General features: G+C 69.1%; 20 protein-coding genes. 5 read left to right on the top strand and 15 right to left on the bottom strand.

Annotated features, from left to right (window positions below; translation table 11 throughout):
• Positions 1 to 25: 25 nt before the first annotated feature.
• Together AJAP_RS39975 and AJAP_RS39970 are read right to left on the bottom strand one after the other, a co-directional pair.
• Positions 26 to 886 (bottom strand): 3-hydroxybutyryl-CoA dehydrogenase, encoded by an 861-nt coding sequence (locus AJAP_RS39975; protein ID WP_016338023.1) that lies wholly within the window; start codon positions 884 to 886, stop codon positions 26 to 28.
• 88 nt (positions 887 to 974) lie between these two features.
• Complete coding sequence (locus tag AJAP_RS39970; RefSeq protein WP_016338022.1) at positions 975 to 1,160, bottom strand: DUF3073 domain-containing protein; 186 nt, start codon at positions 1,158 to 1,160, stop codon at positions 975 to 977.
• Between the two features lie 207 nt (positions 1,161 to 1,367).
• On the opposite strand from AJAP_RS39970, the gene AJAP_RS39965 reads away from it, so the two are divergent.
• On the top strand, positions 1,368 to 2,267 hold the full coding sequence (locus AJAP_RS39965) for a hypothetical protein (protein ID WP_038521360.1): 900 nt from the start codon (positions 1,368 to 1,370) through the stop codon (positions 2,265 to 2,267).
• Here AJAP_RS39965 and AJAP_RS39960 read toward each other — a convergent pair.
• From AJAP_RS39960 to ygfZ, 3 genes are all read right to left on the bottom strand, one after another.
• Positions 2,264 to 3,211 carry an asparaginase gene (locus tag AJAP_RS39960; protein ID WP_038521357.1) on the bottom strand — a complete coding sequence of 316 codons (948 nt, stop codon included), beginning with the start codon at positions 3,209 to 3,211 and terminating at the stop codon, positions 2,264 to 2,266. The genes AJAP_RS39965 and AJAP_RS39960 overlap by 4 nt on opposite strands.
• Positions 3,208 to 3,771 carry an RsiG family protein gene (locus AJAP_RS39955; protein ID WP_007032564.1) on the bottom strand — a complete coding sequence of 188 codons (564 nt, stop codon included), beginning with the start codon at positions 3,769 to 3,771 and terminating at the stop codon, positions 3,208 to 3,210. Before AJAP_RS39955 ends, AJAP_RS39960 begins: the two co-directional genes overlap by 4 nt.
• Positions 3,772 to 4,210: 439 nt before the next feature.
• Positions 4,211 to 5,338 carry a CAF17-like 4Fe-4S cluster assembly/insertion protein YgfZ gene (ygfZ, locus tag AJAP_RS39950; protein ID WP_038524793.1) on the bottom strand — a complete coding sequence of 376 codons (1,128 nt, stop codon included), beginning with the start codon at positions 5,336 to 5,338 and terminating at the stop codon, positions 4,211 to 4,213.
• Positions 5,339 to 5,368: 30 nt separating this feature from the next.
• Here ygfZ and AJAP_RS39945 point away from each other — a divergent pair, with 30 nt between their 5' ends.
• Entirely contained in the window at positions 5,369 to 6,223 is an 855-nt protein-coding gene (locus AJAP_RS39945) for an aminodeoxychorismate lyase (RefSeq protein WP_038521352.1), read from the top strand.
• Here the strand turns inward: AJAP_RS39945 and AJAP_RS39940 are convergent.
• From AJAP_RS39940 to AJAP_RS39895, 10 genes are all read right to left on the bottom strand, one after another.
• Positions 6,216 to 6,647, bottom strand: a complete 432-nt coding sequence (locus AJAP_RS39940) for a hypothetical protein (RefSeq protein WP_038521350.1) — start codon at positions 6,645 to 6,647, stop codon at positions 6,216 to 6,218. The two genes, AJAP_RS39945 and AJAP_RS39940, sit on opposite strands and share 8 nt — an antisense overlap.
• Positions 6,647 to 7,060 carry a hypothetical protein gene (locus AJAP_RS39935; protein ID WP_037334753.1) on the bottom strand — a complete coding sequence of 138 codons (414 nt, stop codon included), beginning with the start codon at positions 7,058 to 7,060 and terminating at the stop codon, positions 6,647 to 6,649. The genes AJAP_RS39940 and AJAP_RS39935 overlap by 1 nt, the downstream gene beginning before the upstream one ends.
• Positions 7,048 to 7,920: a 5-oxoprolinase subunit C family protein gene (locus AJAP_RS39930; RefSeq protein WP_038521347.1), complete on the bottom strand. Its 873-nt coding sequence runs from the start codon at positions 7,918 to 7,920 to the stop codon at positions 7,048 to 7,050. Before AJAP_RS39930 ends, AJAP_RS39935 begins: the two co-directional genes overlap by 13 nt.
• A complete protein-coding gene (gene pxpB / locus AJAP_RS39925; protein WP_038521344.1) occupies positions 7,917 to 8,528 on the bottom strand; it encodes a 5-oxoprolinase subunit PxpB in 612 nt (203 codons plus the stop codon). Before pxpB ends, AJAP_RS39930 begins: the two co-directional genes overlap by 4 nt.
• 10 nt (positions 8,529 to 8,538) lie before the next feature.
• Positions 8,539 to 9,162 carry an FABP family protein gene (locus AJAP_RS39920; RefSeq protein WP_038521341.1) on the bottom strand — a complete coding sequence of 208 codons (624 nt, stop codon included), beginning with the start codon at positions 9,160 to 9,162 and terminating at the stop codon, positions 8,539 to 8,541.
• 229 nt (positions 9,163 to 9,391) lie between these two features.
• Positions 9,392 to 9,700, bottom strand: a complete 309-nt coding sequence (locus tag AJAP_RS39915; protein WP_038521338.1) for a DUF1416 domain-containing protein — start codon at positions 9,698 to 9,700, stop codon at positions 9,392 to 9,394.
• Positions 9,700 to 10,536, bottom strand: a complete 837-nt coding sequence (locus tag AJAP_RS39910; RefSeq protein ID WP_038521335.1) for a sulfurtransferase — start codon at positions 10,534 to 10,536, stop codon at positions 9,700 to 9,702. The genes AJAP_RS39915 and AJAP_RS39910 overlap by 1 nt, the downstream gene beginning before the upstream one ends.
• A gap of 21 nt (positions 10,537 to 10,557) precedes the next feature.
• On the bottom strand, positions 10,558 to 10,992 hold the full coding sequence (locus tag AJAP_RS39905) for a DUF4395 domain-containing protein (protein ID WP_038521332.1): 435 nt from the start codon (positions 10,990 to 10,992) through the stop codon (positions 10,558 to 10,560).
• Positions 10,993 to 11,218: 226 nt separating this feature from the next.
• Complete coding sequence (locus AJAP_RS39900; protein ID WP_038521329.1) at positions 11,219 to 11,638, bottom strand: TlpA family protein disulfide reductase; 420 nt, start codon at positions 11,636 to 11,638, stop codon at positions 11,219 to 11,221.
• A gap of 7 nt (positions 11,639 to 11,645) precedes the next feature.
• Positions 11,646 to 12,539: an LmeA family phospholipid-binding protein gene (locus AJAP_RS39895; RefSeq protein WP_083649866.1), complete on the bottom strand. Its 894-nt coding sequence runs from the start codon at positions 12,537 to 12,539 to the stop codon at positions 11,646 to 11,648.
• A 144-nt stretch (positions 12,540 to 12,683) separates the two neighbouring features.
• Between AJAP_RS39895 and AJAP_RS39890 the strand changes: the two genes are divergently transcribed.
• From AJAP_RS39890 to pstS, 3 genes are all read left to right on the top strand, one after another.
• Entirely contained in the window at positions 12,684 to 13,430 is a 747-nt protein-coding gene (locus tag AJAP_RS39890) for a winged helix-turn-helix transcriptional regulator (RefSeq protein WP_038521327.1), read from the top strand.
• Positions 13,431 to 13,493: 63 nt separating this feature from the next.
• A complete protein-coding gene (gene mshD / locus AJAP_RS39885; RefSeq protein WP_038521324.1) occupies positions 13,494 to 14,369 on the top strand; it encodes a mycothiol synthase in 876 nt (291 codons plus the stop codon).
• A gap of 229 nt (positions 14,370 to 14,598) precedes the next feature.
• On the top strand, positions 14,599 to 15,723 hold the full coding sequence (gene pstS, locus AJAP_RS39880; protein ID WP_037334774.1) for a phosphate ABC transporter substrate-binding protein PstS: 1,125 nt from the start codon (positions 14,599 to 14,601) through the stop codon (positions 15,721 to 15,723).
• Positions 15,724 to 15,798: the final 75 nt, after the last annotated feature.

Raw genomic sequence — 15,798 nt, 5'->3', positions numbered from 1 at the left:
ACTAAACGCGTGGGAGAAGCGTGGGTCAGGAGTAGCTGTAGAAGCCGCGGCCGGTCTTCTTGCCGAGCAGGCCGGCGTCGACCATGCGCAGCAGCAGCGGCGGCGAGGAGTACAGCGGCTCCTTGAACTCGGCGTACATCGAGTCCGCGATGGCCTTGATGGTGTCCAGGCCGATCAGGTCCGACAGCCGCAGCGGACCCATCGGGTGCGCGGTGCCGAGCTCCATGCCGCGGTCGATGTCCTCCGCGGACGCGAAGCCCGACTCGATCATCCGGATCGCGGAAAGCAGGTACGGAACGAGCAGCGAGTTCACGATGAACCCGGCGCGGTCCTGCGACCGGATCACCGTCTTGCTCAACGCCGTCGTCGCGTGCTCCTCGGCACGGCGGGCGGTGTCGTCGCTGGTCAGCAGCGAGGGCACCAGCTCGACGAGCGGAAGCACCGGGACCGGGTTGAAGAAGTGGATGCCGATCACCTGCTGCGGGCGGCCGGTGGCCATCCCGAGCTTCATGATCGGGATCGAGGAGGTGTTGGACGCGAACACGGCGTCCTCACGCTCGACGATCTTGTCCAGCGACCGGAACACCTCGACCTTGGCCTGTTCCTGTTCCAGGATGGCCTCGATGACGAGGTCGCGGTCGGCGAACTCGCCGATCTCGGTGGTGAAGCGGAGTCGTCCGAGCGCGGCGTCGGCGTCTTCCTGCGAGAGCTTCCCGTTCTTGACGCCGCGTTGCAGCGACTTCTCGATCCGCGCCCGCCCGGAGTCCAGCGCCGGCTGGTTCACCTCGGTGACGATCACGTCCAGTCCGGCCCGTGCGTGCACCTCGGCGATGCCCGAGCCCATGAGCCCGGCCCCGACGACACCTACTCGCGCTACGTCAGACATGGCACCTCCTCATATTTTGGGCAGCACGCGACACGCGAGGGTGGTCACCGGGGCAAGCCCGGATCCACCCTCGCGTGTCACGCGTTGCTCAGCGGCGGTATTCGTCGTACCCGTCGTACGGGTCTTCGTCGTACCGCTTGTCGTCCTCGTGCCTGTCTTCCGAGGAACTACTGGACAGCTCGCGCTGCAAAGCATCGAAGTCGGTTTCGTGCGAGCTGTACTTGAGCTCGCGCGCCACCTTCGTCTGCTTGGCCTTAGCCCGGCCGCGCCCCATGGCTCGACCCCCTCGCACAGGGGCGGGGCGGCCGGGGGAATCGGCGGCCCCGCATCGTCTCGACAATTCTTTCCTGCTGACACCGTACCGTGTCCGGGGGGTTGGATGCGACGTGGCACGGTGTGCCGGTGGCGACAGTGTTCTCCGAACGCCGGTTACCGGCCGGTCGGTGGCGATAGTCGCAGGTCGGCGTGCCACGATGCTCGTGTGCCCCGTCCGTTCGCGGCTTATCTCCGCGTCTATGAGCCCCTGCTCGCGCTGGGGGATCCACCGGACGAACGCCTGCTCGAGGCCGTCGAAGCGGCCCGGCTCGATCGTTCGTCCGCGGGCGAGCGCGAGCAGGCATTGTGGCTCAAGTCACAGCATGTCGGGCGGTTGCTGCCCGCCGAACTCGCGGACGGCAGGGCCGCCCCCAGTCTCGTCACCGACGTCCTCGTGCTGGACCCCGAAGACGTGCCCGAGGGTGAGCACGGCGACGCAGGCCCGGGACCGCTGATCTGCCCGATGGAGATCCGCGCGCGCTCGGCCGCGGCGTTGGTGACCTTCCTCGGTGACGCGCATCCGGCGTTGAAGAACGCGGTGCTCGACGCGGGCGGCGCGTCGCTGGACATGATCCGCTCGCGGGCGAAGTCCGCGATCGGCGACTTGTCCGCCTCGGCCTCGCACACGCTCTCGACGACGTGGACCGTTCCGCTCCCGTGGTTCGTCCTGTTCGACCCCGGGATGCGCCGGGTCAAACTCGGCAAGGGCCGCGACGATCCGGAGCGCGAGGTGTCGTGGCGGGTCTCCATCGCCGACGCGCGGTATCGCGCCCGCGAGGTCGGGGACCTGCTGGAAGCGACCTTCGGTGACTCGGGACCCGGCCGGGTGCTGCTCGAGACGCGACGCTGGCTCGACAGCTTCCACCCCGGCTCCGCGGTCGAACTCGACTACGGCGGTCTCGTGCAGCTCTTCGCCGACTCGATCCTGCAGTCGGACACGACCGCCGAAGAGGTGCACGACATCCTCGACGCGCTCCGCACCGGCAACGTCGACGAGCTGGCGGAACTGTTCGCCGACCTGCGTGACTTCTGGGGCGACCTGGCCGCGCGGGAACGCGCGAACTAGCCGAAGAGACCGGCGGCGACCTTCAGCTCGCCGACCGGTTTCCCGCCGCCGAGCACCGCGTCGCGCGCGAGGTCCGCTGCTTCGTCGCCCGGGTCGATGCCGAGGTGGCGCAGGGTCGCGAGCAGCAGCGGGAGCCGGGCGCGGGCCGCGCCGTCGTCGATCTTCAGTGCCAGCGCCGTGCCGTCCGGGAGCGCGAACGCGTGCACTCCCTCGGCGCCGCCCTTCGAGAGCAGGCCGTCGATCGTCCGCATCAGCACGGTGTCTTCGCGGCCGGTGCCCGCGACCTGCCACGGATGCGCGCGGACCGCGTCCGCGACCCGGCGTTCCGGCCCGCCCATGGCGGTGACCAGCCTGCCGAAGGAACGCGCGAGGCCGGTGAGGGAGAACGCGAACAGCGGTGCGCCGCAGCCGTCGACGCCGACCGTCTCGATCGTTTCGCTGGTGAGGTCGGCGACCGTGGCCTGGATGATCTTCTGCAGCGGGTGGATCTCGGCCGCGTAGTCGTCGGTCGGCCAGCCGACCTGCGCGCAGGTCGTGAGCATCGCGGCGTGCTTGCCGGAGCAGTTCATCGCGGCCCGGCGTTTCCCGGCGGAGGCGACGGCCAGCATGCTCGGCTCGTGCAGCGGGAAGGCGGGCGGGCAGGCCAGCGCGTCCTCGGTGAGTCCCGCGCGGGACAGCATCGCCAGGGCGCCCTCGACGTGGCCGGGTTCGCCGTTGTGCGAGCCGCAGCCCAGCGCGAGTTCTTCGTCGTCGATGGTGAGGCCGGCGCGGAGCATGCCGACGGCCTGCAGGGGTTTGTTGGACGAGCGCGGGTAGACCGGCCGCTCGATGTCGCCCGCGGAGAAACGCACCGAGCCGTCCGGGGCGGTGATCACGAGCGCGCCGCGGTGCACGCTCTCCACGAAACCGGATCGGACGACCTCGACCAGGACCGGATTCGTCACTCGGACCCGCCGCGTTCGGTGTCGAGGAGATCGTCGACCGACGCTGTGCCCTTGCGGTAGCGGGTCGCGATCTCGGCGTTGATCGTGTCCATCACGCTCTGCACCTCGCGGCGGTACGAAGAGACGGAGACCTCTTCGTCGGCGTACCGGTTGAGGGCGTTGACCAGCTTCTCGTCCGAGAGCGTGCTGACGTCGGAAAGGTCCGTGTCGCCGATGAGGGCCTCGGCGAACCGCCGGTGCTCGCCCGCGCGAGACGGCTCCAGCCGCTGATGTCTCCCCGAGCCCGTGGCCGGGCCGATCGCGTTGTCCGCCAGGATCGCGGCCAGCCGCTCGACGACGCTGCTCTCGCCGCCGGAACTCCGGCGCTCCTGCTCGGCCCGCACGATGTCGATGCGCGCGTGGAGCAGGCGCCGCAGGTACGACAGGTCGGTCTCCTCCTGCGCGGCCTCGTCACGGCGCTCACGCAGCACGGAAAGCGTCAGCTCGCCGAGGTCGCTGAGATACCCAGGGCCGAGCACGCGGTCGATACGACGGCGACCACCGGGCCGGACTTCGATCACGCGCGTAGCTTATCGCGCTCCAGCGGAAATGTTCCGCAGGGAGCGATACCACAAGGATCTCCGCCCCTTCCGAGACCCTCCGCCGGGCGGCTGCTCTTTCGGTCCCTTCCAGAGCCCGCCCCCCACCCGTCCCGGGGGCGGCCCCTGGTCCAGTCTACCGGGGGTGGGCGGGGAAAAGTGCTGGTCGGCGAAGTTGTCCACAGGTGGGCGGAGTTGTGGACAACCTGTGGATGAGTACGTGAAGGACCCCTTCATTGCGTCTAGCGCAGTGAAGGACCCCTTCATGTACTTCGGTCGTGAGTGAAGGCCGAGTTTCCAGCGCTCAGCCGAGGGATGGGGCCCTTCACGCGCGGCCGCCGGCGGAAAGCCGCGGACGCAGTGTCCCCAATGTGGCATTGGGGACACTGAGCGTCTCCGATGCCACATTGGGCGCACCGGCTCAGCCCCGCAGCCGCTGAGCCGCTTCCCGGCCGGGAGCCGGAGCCTCCCCCGGAACCGAGTCCGGGTCGATGGTCGCCTGCACGACGCGGTCCTCGGCGCCCACCAGCAGCTCCGCACCCGGCTGCGTCGAGCGTTTGACCAGCGCCAGCGCGATCGGGCCCAGTTCGTGGTGCTGCACCACGCTGCCGACGCGCCCCACCGTCCGCTCGCCCAGCACCACCGGATCGCCGGTCTCCGGCGTGATCTCCGGCGAACCGTCCAGATGCAGCAGCGCCATGTACCGCGGCGGCCGCCCGACGTTGTGGACCTTCGCGACGGTCTCCTGCCCGCGGTAGCAGCCCTTCGCCACGTGCGCGGCGGAGTCGACCCAGTTCACCTCGTGCGGGATCGTGCGCTCGTCGGTGTCGACGCCGAGGCGCGGCCGCAGCGATTCGACCCGCAGCGCGTCGAAGGTCCAGCTGCCCGCCGGTCGCGCGCCCGCGTCGGTCAGGCGCCGCCACCAGCCGGCCAGGTCGGCGCGGGGCACGGCGAGGTCGACGCTGTGCCGTCCCGGCCACGGCATCCGCCGCGCGAAACCACCGGGGATCGCCACGACCGAGTACGGGTCCGAGCCCACGGAGACACCCACGGCGTCCAGCACGCGGTCCGCGTCGGGGCCGAGGACGGTCAGCAGCGCCAGCTCGTCCGAGACATCGCGGATGTCCACTTTGGACCAGAACTTCATCGCTTCGAGGTAGTCGCGCAGTGTCTGCTTGCCGCCGGACGGCAACGCGCTGGTGGCCACCGCGCCCCGGTCGCTGTCCAGCCACACCGTGCCGTCCGCGTGCGCGACGACCATGTGCGTGTCGACGCGGCCTTGGCTGTCCAGCACGAGCGCCTCGGTACCGGTGCCCTCGGCGAGCCCGGTGACATGCTGCGAGATCACCAAATGCAGCCAGGACAACCGTTCTTCGCCGGTGACGGCCAGGATCTCGCGGTGCGAACGGTCGATCACGACCGCGCCGCGCGCCGCGGTCCGTTGCTCGGCGAAGGGGTCACCCCAGTGCCACGGGACACCTTCCTCCGGATGCCCGTCGGGTGCCGCGATCGGTCCGGGAAGGTCGAGCAAGGGGGAGCGGTAGGGCATGAAACCCATGCTAGTGAGTACCGTGTCCCCATGCGCGTGCTTGCCTTCCTCGACGGGACCCTGGCCGACCCCGAAGCGGCCCACCTGCGGGTGGACGATCTGGGACTGCTTCGCGGCGACGGCGTGTTCGAGACGATCCTCGTCGTCGACGGACGGCCCCGCGAGCTCCGCCCGCACCTCGAGCGGCTGGCCCGTTCCGCGGCCATGCTCGACCTGCCGGAACCGGACCTCGCGGTCTGGGAGCGGGCCGCGCAGACGGTCATCGACAACTGGTCCGGCCCGGCCGAGATCGCGCTGAAACTGGTGTACACCAGGGGAATCGACGGCGATCCGGAGGCGAAGCCGTTCGGGTTCGCGCTCGGTGTGGAGATCGACGAGAAGGTCCAGCGGGCCCGCGTCGAAGGCGTCGCGGCGATCACCCTCGAGCGCGGTATCGAGGCCGACCTCGCCGAGCGCGCGCCATGGCTGCTGCTGGGCGCGAAGTCGATTTCGTACGGCGTCAACATGGCGGCGTTGCGGGAGGCGGGCCGCCGTGGCGCGAGCGATGTGATTTTCACCGCCGCCGACGGTTCGGTCTTCGAAGGACCGACTTCCACGGTCGTCCTCGCGAAGGACAAGACGCTCTACACGCCGCCGGCGACCATCGGCATCCTGCCGGGGACGACGCAGGCGGCGCTGTTCCGCGGCGCCGAGCGCGCGGGCTGGTCGGTCAAGGTCGAGCCGCTCAAGGTCTCGGACCTCACCGAGGGTGAAGGGCTCTTCCTCGCCTCGTCGGTCCGCAAGCTGACCCGGGTGCACACGCTCGACGGCGTCGCGCTCACCGACTCCAGCGCGATCCACGCCGAGCTGGCCGCCGCGTACGAGAGCGAGTACGCGATCAGCTGAGCGTCGCGCGCAGCTTGGCGATGGTGCGAAGGATCTCGTCCCGGTGCTTGGCCGTCGTGATCCAGGCGGGCAGCCGGGCCACCAAGGTCATGCCGGGACGATTCCCGAGCCCGCGTTCGCGCAGCTTCGCCGCGACGAATCGTTCGAGCAGGTCGAGGTGACGTTCGTGGAACGCCCAAAGGGTGTTCCCGCCACAGCAGTCGGCGCGCAGCCACAGCGGTTCGCGGAAGAACGGGTCGATGGGCCGGTTCCACACGTGGTAATGGGGTTCAGGGGGAACGCGCACCAGGGCACAGCCGGCGCAGGTCAGCCGTTCGTGAGTGACCGAAGCGCGGCCCGAGCAGCGTGGACAGACGATCAGGATCGGCTCGGCGGCAAGGTTCCCGAGCCGAATCTGCGGATCGCGGAACCGCGGGCCGTCCATCAGCCGAGCGGGCTGATGATCAGCAGGTGCGGCAGGATCTCCTCTTCGCGGTAGGCCGCGATCTTGTGGTGCCCGTCGAGGATCACCGCCGCGTCGGTGGTCTCCAGCACGACCGCGACCGGCCGGTGCCCGCTCTTGATCGCGGTCCGGTAGTAGCCGACCCGGGACACGTCGGCGGGCGGCCAGTCGGCGCTCGGGGTCAGGTAGCGGTCCTCGGCCAGCCGTTCGGGTCCGGTGACCTGGTACTCGCCGTCGGCGAAGAGGTCGAGAAGCGGGCGGAGCGTGTCGCCGAGCGGACGCCGCATCTGGCCGGTGGCCAGCGCGATCCGCAGCGACTGCGGCAGTTCCGGTTGGGTTGGGACCGAATTCGTGTCGATGACACCTGTGCCACCGTCGACCTTTACCTGTTCCACACCCTCGTGGACGAGTGAAAGCGGAGAAGGGTTCCGGGTCTGGCCTGCGCGAGGGCCGGGAGTGACGCCTGTCTCACCACGGCCGCCACCGGATAACCACCGGTAGTCGGATGATCCGCCAAGAACACCACCGGCAACCCGTTCGGCGGAACCTGCACGGCACCGGTCAGCAGGCCCTCGCTCGGCAGTTCCCGCTCCGCGTATTCGGGCCCGCGAGTCAACGCGGGGCCGTCGAGCCGGAGCCCGACGCGGTTGGATTCCGCCGTCACCGTCCAGGTCTTCGCGAGCCCCGCCGCCGGATCCTCGAACCAGTGCGCCCGCGGGCCCGGGTCCACCCGCACGACCAGTTCCGCCGGTGCCGTCGTGGGCAGCACGACGTCGGCGCCGCCGGACACCGACGACGGGCCGAGCGGCAGGACGTCGCCCTTCTTGAGTGGCGCGGGGCCGATCTCCGAAAGGACGTCCCGCGACCGGCTGCCGAGTTCCGCGTCGACCACGATGCCGCCGGAAACCGCCAGATAGCACCGTAATCCGGTGGCAGGCGCGCCGATCGCCACGACCTGTCCCGCCGCCAGCCACACCGGCGCGTGCGAGCCGACCGGACGCCCGTCCACCTCGACGGCGACGGGAGGACCGGTCACCGCGACCGTGCAGGACGTCGTCGCGCGCAGCCGCGGCCCGCCGAGCAGGCACTCCACCCCGGCCGCGTCCTCGGCGTTGCCGACGAGCCGGTTGGCCAGTTTCAGCGCCGGGACGTCCAGCGCGCCCGACGGAGGCACGCCGAGATGCGCGTAACCGGGCCTGCCGAGATCCTGGATCAGCGCGAGCGGACCGGTCTCGAGCACTTCGAGGGCCCTCATCCGGCACTCCGGAACCGCACGCGGTCGCCGGGCGCCAGCAGCGCGGGCCGGTCGGCGCGGGGATCGAACAGGACGGTCCGGGTGCGGCCGATCAGCCGCCAGCCGCCGGGCGAGACGCGCGGGTACACGCCGGTGAACTCACCCGCGATACCGACCGAACCCGGTGGCACGCGAGTACGCGGAGCGGGCAGCCGCGGCTGCCGGAGCGGCTCGGGAAGCCCTGTCAGGTAACCGAATCCGGGCGCGAAGCCGGTGAACGCCACGGTGTAGACGGCGCCGGTGTGCAGCCGGACGACGTCCTCTGTGGACACTCCGGCGTCCCGTGCGACGAGTTCGAGATCCTCGCCGTCGTAGGTCACGTCGAGGGTGATCTCGCGGGATTCGCCTTCCGGCGGATGGTCGAGGTCGGCGTCCGCCAGCAGTTCACGGACGGTCGCGAGCGCGCCCGAGCCGGGGGTTTCCACCACGAGCAGGCTGCGGGCGCCGGGAACGAGTTCGGTGATGCCGTCCGGGCGCGCGGAGGAGACCATCGCGTGCGCCGCCATCGACTCGGCCAGGGAGGCGCAGTCGAGCAGGGCGGCGTGCTCGCCGTAGGCACGCCACCGCATCGGAAGTACGTCAGCCCACCACGCGACGCAGCAGCGCCGACGTGTGCGGCTGCAGTTCCTGGCCCATCATGGCGCGCTCCTCGACGAAGCCGAGTTCACCGTTGACGATGCCGTAGAGCCGCTGAGACGCCGTGACGTCCTTGGCCGTCGAGGTGCGGACGACCGCGTCGGTGCCCAGCTCCCAGGCCGGGACCGAGGCCTTGCCGCGCGGCTTGCCGTAGAAGAGCTCCACGATGCCGGTGTTGTGCGTCAGCAGCAGCTCGATCGTGTCGTCGGCCTGCGGGCGCCAGAACCCGGATTCGCGCGCGGCGGGACGGATGACCTTGCCGTCCTCGTCGAGCAGCCAGGCGCGTGCCTCGTGCGCGAGGAACGGGCGGCCGTCGTGCGCGATGGTCAGCTGCATGCCGAACCGGTACGGGCCCTCGATGGTCGGGTAGTCGACCTCGCCCTCGCCGCGCCACACGCCGACGAGCGGCAGGAGCGCCAGGCAGGCGTCGTTGAGGTTCGGACCTTCGCGCAGGTTCGCGGTGTCGCCCGGGATGGGCATGTCGTCGAACTGCGGAAGGTTCCGGTCGCGCGTGCTCTCCGCGCGCTTTTCCGCGGCCTGGATGGCCTCGTCGCCACTAGCCGTCATGGGTCAGCGCTGGTCCGCGTAAAGCCGGTAGACGACGTACACGGCGAACCAGGTGATCGCGACGCCGGCGAGCACCAGCAGGGTCGTAAACAGGATCTCCACGACACGCACCTTAGTCGCTACCTGCCCCGACAGGCCTGCCGAGGTCGCGTGGCAGTGCCCACAAGTACATGAAGGCCCCCTTCACGGCGCTAGGCGCAATGAAGGGGGCCTTCATGTACTTACGTCGTCAGGCGACCGAGATCGCCAGCTGGTGCACGCCAGGTCCCTGGGCGGTCACCGAGGCCTCGCCGTTGCCGGAGCGGTGCAGCGCGCGCACCGTCCAGTCACCGGGGGCCGCGTAAAAGCGGAAGTCGCCGTCGGCCGACGAGACCACCTCGCCGGTGAAGTCGCCGCCGCCGTCGAGCAACCGCACGAAGGCGCCGCCGACGGGCCCTTCCGAGCCGGTCACCTTGCCGGCCAGGACGACCTGGCCGCGGGTGTCGTAATCGGCGGGCGTGGCCTCCTGGACCGGCGCGCCGCAGCTGTCGTCTGCCATCACTTAGCTCCCAACTCGACCGGCACGCCGACGAGCGAGCCGTATTCCGTCCACGAACCGTCGTAGTTCTTCACCTGGTCGTAGCCGAGGAGCTCGTGCAGCGCGAACCACGCGATGGACGAACGCTCACCGATCCGGCAGTACGCGATCGTGGACTTCGACTCGTCGAGGCCCTCGTCGGAGTACAGCTCCTTGATCTCTTCCTCGGTCTTGAAGGTGCCGTCCTCGTTGGCGACCTTCGCCCACGGGACGTTCAGCGCGCCGGGGATGTGGCCCGGGACCTGCGACTGCTCCTGCGGCAGGTGCGCCGGGGCGAGCAGCTTGCCGGAGAACTCGTCGGGGGAACGCACGTCGACGAAGTTGCTGCCGCCGATGGCCTGGACGACCTCGTCGCGGAACGCGCGGATCGACAGGTCCTGCTCCTTGGCCTGGTACGTGGTGGCTTCGCGCTTGACCTCGTCCGAGTTCAGTTCGCGGCCGTCGAGCTCCCACTTCTTGCGGCCGCCGTCGAGCAGCTGCACGTTCTCGTGGCCGTAGAGCTTGAAGTACCAGTACGCGTACGCGGCGAACCAGTTGTTGTTGCCGCCGTAGAGGATCACGCGGTCGTCGTTCGAGATGCCCTTCTCGGACAACAGCTTCTCGAAGCCCTCCTTGTTGACGAAGTCGCGGCGGACCCCGTCCTGCAGGTCCTTGCGCCAGTCGAACTTCACCGCACCGCGGATGTGTCCGTTGTCGTACGCGGTCGTGTCCTCGTCGACCTCGATGAACACGACACCCGGGGTGTCCAGGTTCTCCTCGGCCCACTGGGTGGTGACCAGGACGTCTTCACGGCTCATGGAGCTGACTCTCTTTCTGGGTTAGGACGCGCGAGGGCTGGGGCTGAAACGCTTGATGAGCAGGTACATCTCGCAACCGAGACAGAAGTTGAACGCCGCGTTGAGGAACGCCGCGAACAGCGCGAACGCCGTGGCGACGAAGCCGAGCGCGGTCAGGCCGGCGGCGAAACCGACGGTGCCGACGACGGCGAACACGAACCCGACGGCCTGTGCGAACCGCAGCGGGGCGGCGTCCTCGCGTTCGGTCGTCGGGCCGAGCCGCGGCGCGACGAGGTAGCGGTAGAGCAGGGAGTACGGCGCCGGCTTCAAACCGATGAAGGCACCGATCGCGAACACCACCGCCTGCGCCGCGAGCAGTGGCCACCACTGGGTGATGAGCACGACCGCGAGCACGATCGTCGTCAGGATGGCGGCGAAACGCGGACCACGGGGGTCGACGGCCGGTCCTGCGGACATGGTTCCTCCTGCGAACGAGAGGTAAGGAGATGCGTGCCGAACGGGCACGCGCAGGCGAGGTTCAGCGAACGCCGGGACACAGGCTGCTGCGAACGCGGCACAGATCCACTGCGCGGCGCTGGGTCAGCAAGGTTCGGGGCAGCCTGTTCACGGGCACGAGGGTACGCAGAGCTCCCTCAGGTTGGGAACCGTGTTCACACCTTGGGACGCTTCCCAAAATTCGGGATCAGGCGTTCGCCAGATGGGGCCTCAGGGCTTCGAGAAGCTCCTGACCTCGGGGAACGCCGCCGACGCGAAAGACCTCCCGGCCGTCCGGGGTCAAGGCCAACGTCGTGGGGGTCCGCAGCACCGAGAGCGCCTGGGCGACTTCGGGGGTTTCGGTGACGTCCAGATCGACGTGCGTGAGGCCGTCGGTCTTGTCCGCGAGCGCCGAGAGGATCGCGCGGGTGTGGCGGCACGGCGCGCAGAACGTCGTGGAGATCTGGACCAGGGTGACGCCTTCGGGCGCGAGGGCACCCGAGACACGACCGGGCAGTGTGGGCGCGCCGGGCTTGGCCGCGCGGATCCGGCCGTTACGCGCTCGCATCAGCGCGCCCGCGATCCCGCCGAGCACCAAGACACCCAGCAGCACCCACACTCCGGTCATTCGCAAGTCACCCCTGAGGCTTCGCTCCGCTGAAGGCCACGTTCTTGCCTTCACCCTTGATGGTCACCGAGCCGCTGTTCACACGCACCGAGGTCGGAGTCACCGAGAACGGCATCGCGCCGGTGTCGATGGTCGCGTTGAAGTTCGGCAGCAGCGCGTCCTGCACCGCCTGGGGAACGACGGTGGTCTCCTTGTCATTCCCGAACTGCAGCCGCTTCGGCTCGAGACGGATCTTCTGCCCGTCCAGTTCGATCATCGCGAAGCAGAAGATCTCCACCTTCTGCCCGGCGATCTGGACGTTGCCCGAAACCCGGATCCCGGCGCTGGCGGTGTCCACCGGCTCGCCGTTCTCGTTGGTCGCCGTCGGCTTCGTCTCGCCCTGGCCGCTGTCGCCGTTGCGGACGTAGTCCTCGGTGACCGGTTCGATCTTGAGGTTCTCGATCTTGTCCAGCGGCGCCTGCCGCGCGATGTCCGCGGCCTTGATCGTCACCTCGCCCTTGAGCGTGCCGATGACGATCGACTTCGTGTTGCCGGACGTCAGGTCCGAGAGCGGCGCCGTGACGTCGCTCATGTCCGCGTTGAAGTCCACGTCACGCAGTTTCGGCGGAACGGCGACGCCCTGGGCGTTGATGGTGATGTGACTGTAGTCACCGGAAAGGGCCTGGGTCAGGAACGGAAAACCGTGCACCGTGACCGCCGGATCGTTGGCCAGATCCAGCTGCTGGCGGGCCTTCTGGGAGATCGTGTGCTCGGCGAACGCCGCCGCCCCGAAATCGGCGCCGACCAGCAGCACCACGAGGACCGCAAGGGCGATGAGCCAGCCCCGGCCACGGCGCTTTCCTCGCTTGGCGGACCGCCCCGGAGAGGGTCGGTCGTCCTGCGCCACGGGCCTGCTCACCATTGCGTCGAATCTCCTTCGTCAACCTCTTTGGCCAGGTGTGATCGATCCAGCACGGGGTAGGTCCCCGGCTGTTCACCCGCTATTCTCACTAAGCACCGGCGGTCGCCACGTTCGAGGCGGCCACGATCCGAAGGCGGTGCGGCGATGAGCCTGGACCTTCTGGTACTGACCGCGGAAGCAGATGCCACCACGGTGTTGCCCGCCCTGGACCTGCTGCCCCACACCGTACGCGTCCGTGCTCCGGAAGTGACCGCGCTGCTCGACGCGGGCCACCGCGACGTCATCGTCCTCGACGCCCGCACCGATCTCGCCTCCGCGAAGAGCCTCTGCCGCCTGCTCAAGGGCGCCGGCGAGGACGAGGCCTCCACGCCGGTCATCGCCGTCGTCGGCGAAGGCGGTCTGGTCGCGGTCAGCGCGGAATGGCGCACCGACGACATCCTCCTCCCGACGGCCGGTCCCGCCGAGGTCGACGCCCGGTTGCGGCTGGTCACCACCCGCGACGGCAGTGCCGCGCAGGTCGACGCCGAACTCCGCGTCGGCGACCTCGTCATCGACGAAGCGACCTACACCGCGAAGCTGCGCAAGCGCACTCTCGAGCTCACGTACAAGGAGTTCGAACTCCTCAAGTACCTCGCGCAGCACGCCGGCCGGGTGTTCACCCGCGCCCAGCTGCTGCAGGAGGTCTGGGGTTACGACTTCTTCGGCGGCACGCGCACGGTCGACGTCCACGTCCGGCGTCTGCGCGCGAAGCTGGGGCCGGAGCACGAGCAGATGATCGGCACCGTGCGCAACGTCGGCTACAAGTTCGAGCGTCCCTCGAAGGGAGCGGCCAAGCAGGCCGTCGCCCCGGACTCGAGCGTCTACGAGCCGAGCGAGTTTTCCGCGCACTGAGTCCCCTTTCCTGTCTGACAAGACGTCCAGGCGGAAGGCGGGTTCCCGGGTAGGGTCGATTTCATGCTCGATCTGGCTTGGACCGGTGAACCGGACACGGAAGAGATCCACGACTTCCTCCTCGCCGTGCGCGAGGCCGACGGCCGCCCGGAGGACTCCGGGTTCGACGGTGGGCGGCACCTCCTCGGCCGCGTCGACGGCGCGTTGGTCGCGTACGCGCATCTGGACACCGAGGGCGACTCGCACGGAAACCAGGTCGCTGAACTGTTCGTCCACCCCGCGCATCGCCGATCCGGCCACGGCAGGGCGCTCACCAGGGCGCTCGTCGAAGAGACCGCGGGGAAGCCGCTGCGGGTCTGGGCGCACGGCGACCACCCCGCCGCCGTCCACCTCGCCGGGACCGAAGGTTTCGAACGGGCCCGCGAACTGCTGATCCTCCACGCGGACGTCGAGAGCGCCGACTGGCCGGAACCCGTGACGCGCGAAGGGGTCACGCTGCGCACGTTCGTCCCCGGCCAGGACGAGGAAGCGATGGTGCGGGTCAACGCCCGCGCCTTCGACTGGCACCCCGAACAGGGCGCGCTGACCGCCGACGAGGTCCGAGCGACCGAGAAGGACGCCTGGTTCGACCCCGAAGGCTTCTTCCTCGCGGAGGAGAACGGCGAGGTCATCGGCTTCCACTGGACGAAGGTCCACGAGGCGGTCCCCGGCCGGTTCGGCGGTGAGCCCGCCGGAGAGGTCTATGTCGTCGGGATCGACCCGGACGCGCAGGGCGGCGGCCTCGGAAAGGCCCTCACCCTCGCCGGACTGCGGTATCTCCGTGATCGCGGGCTGGGGCAAGTGATCCTTTACGTCGAAGGGGACAACGCGCCCGCACTCGCCGTGTATTCGAAGCTTGGCTTCACCCGATACGAGGTAGACGTTCAATACGCACGGTAACGGCGTTCACACGGGCGGCACTTGACCGGTCACGGAGAGCAGACGCGCAGGTCACGGGCGGGACACGGGTCACTTTCGGAGTAGTCGCGCTGCTCACATCGGCCGCCTTGTTCACTTGCCGTTCACCCTTAGACGGTCGCCTGTCCACTGTCGGTGCTTAATGTCCGGGTCCGGAAGGAACGCTCCCGTTCCACCGATCCGGCGAAAGTCTCCCAGTGGAGGAAATGCAGTGAAGATCATGCGGCCCGCGGGCGCGATCGGCATCGTGGCCACCGCCGCCCTCGTGCTCGGCGCTTGTGGATCCGACCCGGCGGCGACCAAGCCCGGCAGCACGGGTGCCGCCGCCGCTCCGAGTGGCGCGGCCAACGTCGAATGCGGCGGCAAGAACCCGCTTTCGGCCGAGGGTTCGTCCGCGCAGAAGACCGCGGTCGACATCTTCGTGCAGGCTTACGCCGCCAAGTGCTCCGGCCAGAAGGTGAACTACAACCCCAGCGGTTCGGGCGCCGGCATCAAGCAGTTCAACGCGAACCAGGTCGACTTCGCCGGTTCGGACTCGCCCCTCAAGGACGAAGAGGCCGAGAAGGCCAAGGCCCGGTGCGCCTCGGACGCGTGGAACCTCCCGCTCGTCATCGGCCCGGTCGCCGTCGCGTACAAGGTTTCCGGGGTCGACAAGCTGACCCTGACCCCCGAGGTCACCGCCAAGATCTTCAACGGCGGCATCACCAAGTGGAACGACCCGGCCATCAAGGCGGTCAAGGGCAACGAGAGCGTCAACCTGCCGGACAAGGCCATCCAGGTCATCTCCCGCACCGACGAGTCGGGCACCACCGACAACTTCCAGAAGTACCTGAAGGCGGCCTCGAAGGGCGCTTGGACCCAGGGCGACGGCAAGAAGTTCAACGGTGGCGTCGGTAACGGTGCCGAGAAGTCCAACGGTGTGGCCAGCGCGGTCAAGGCCACCGACGGTGCCATCACCTACGTCGAGTCCTCCTTCGCGAAGGACGGCCTGAACGCCGCCCTGATCGACAGCGGCTCCGGCGGTGTCGAGCTCACCGCCGCGAACGTCGCCAAGTCCCTCGACTCGGCGAAGTTCAAGAAGGAAGGCAGCAACGACCTCGCGCTGGACCTGAACTCGATCTACTCCAGCAACGTCGCGGGCGCCTACCCGCTGCTGCTCGCCACCTACGAGATCGTCTGCTCGAAGTACGCGGACGCCGAGGTCGGCAAGGCCGTCAAGGCGTTCCTGAACGTCGCCGCCACCGACGGTCAGAAGCCGCTTTCGGACAAGGGCTACGTGCCGATCCCGCAGAGCCTGCAGGACAAGGTCCTGACCGCCGTCAAGGCCATCGCCTGATCTGTCGACGACCTCTAGGTTGATCAGTGAACAGGCTGGACTGAAGTAGTCGATGAGCGATTCGTCTTCGCCCAG

Source organism: Amycolatopsis japonica (assembly GCF_000732925.1).
In the GTDB taxonomy this organism is placed as follows: Bacteria; Actinomycetota; Actinomycetes; order Mycobacteriales; family Pseudonocardiaceae; genus Amycolatopsis; species Amycolatopsis japonica.
This window is presented reverse-complemented; position numbering and strand designations above follow the sequence as displayed.

Excerpts from the sequence above, each read along its gene's own strand:
- AJAP_RS39975 (WP_016338023.1), bottom strand. The coding sequence starts at position 886 with ATGTCTGACGTAGCGCGAGTAGGTGTCGTCGGGGCCGGGCTCATGGGC.
- AJAP_RS39970 (WP_016338022.1), bottom strand. The coding sequence starts at position 1,160 with ATGGGGCGCGGCCGGGCTAAGGCCAAGCAGACGAAGGTGGCGCGCGAG.
- ygfZ (WP_038524793.1), bottom strand. The coding sequence starts at position 5,338 with ATGCCCTACCGCTCCCCCTTGCTCGACCTTCCCGGACCGATCGCGGCA.
- AJAP_RS39945 (WP_038521352.1), top strand. The coding sequence starts at position 5,369 with ATGCGCGTGCTTGCCTTCCTCGACGGGACCCTGGCCGACCCCGAAGCG.
- AJAP_RS39940 (WP_038521350.1), bottom strand. The coding sequence starts at position 6,647 with ATGGACGGCCCGCGGTTCCGCGATCCGCAGATTCGGCTCGGGAACCTT.
- AJAP_RS39930 (WP_038521347.1), bottom strand. The coding sequence starts at position 7,920 with ATGAGGGCCCTCGAAGTGCTCGAGACCGGTCCGCTCGCGCTGATCCAG.
- pxpB (WP_038521344.1), bottom strand. The coding sequence starts at position 8,528 with ATGCGGTGGCGTGCCTACGGCGAGCACGCCGCCCTGCTCGACTGCGCC.
- AJAP_RS39920 (WP_038521341.1), bottom strand. The coding sequence starts at position 9,162 with ATGACGGCTAGTGGCGACGAGGCCATCCAGGCCGCGGAAAAGCGCGCG.
- AJAP_RS39915 (WP_038521338.1), bottom strand. The coding sequence starts at position 9,700 with ATGGCAGACGACAGCTGCGGCGCGCCGGTCCAGGAGGCCACGCCCGCC.
- AJAP_RS39910 (WP_038521335.1), bottom strand. The coding sequence starts at position 10,536 with ATGAGCCGTGAAGACGTCCTGGTCACCACCCAGTGGGCCGAGGAGAAC.
- AJAP_RS39905 (WP_038521332.1), bottom strand. The coding sequence starts at position 10,992 with ATGTCCGCAGGACCGGCCGTCGACCCCCGTGGTCCGCGTTTCGCCGCC.
- AJAP_RS39900 (WP_038521329.1), bottom strand. The coding sequence starts at position 11,638 with ATGACCGGAGTGTGGGTGCTGCTGGGTGTCTTGGTGCTCGGCGGGATC.
- AJAP_RS39895 (WP_083649866.1), bottom strand. The coding sequence starts at position 12,539 with ATGGTGAGCAGGCCCGTGGCGCAGGACGACCGACCCTCTCCGGGGCGG.
- AJAP_RS39890 (WP_038521327.1), top strand. The coding sequence starts at position 12,684 with ATGAGCCTGGACCTTCTGGTACTGACCGCGGAAGCAGATGCCACCACG.
- mshD (WP_038521324.1), top strand. The coding sequence starts at position 13,494 with ATGCTCGATCTGGCTTGGACCGGTGAACCGGACACGGAAGAGATCCAC.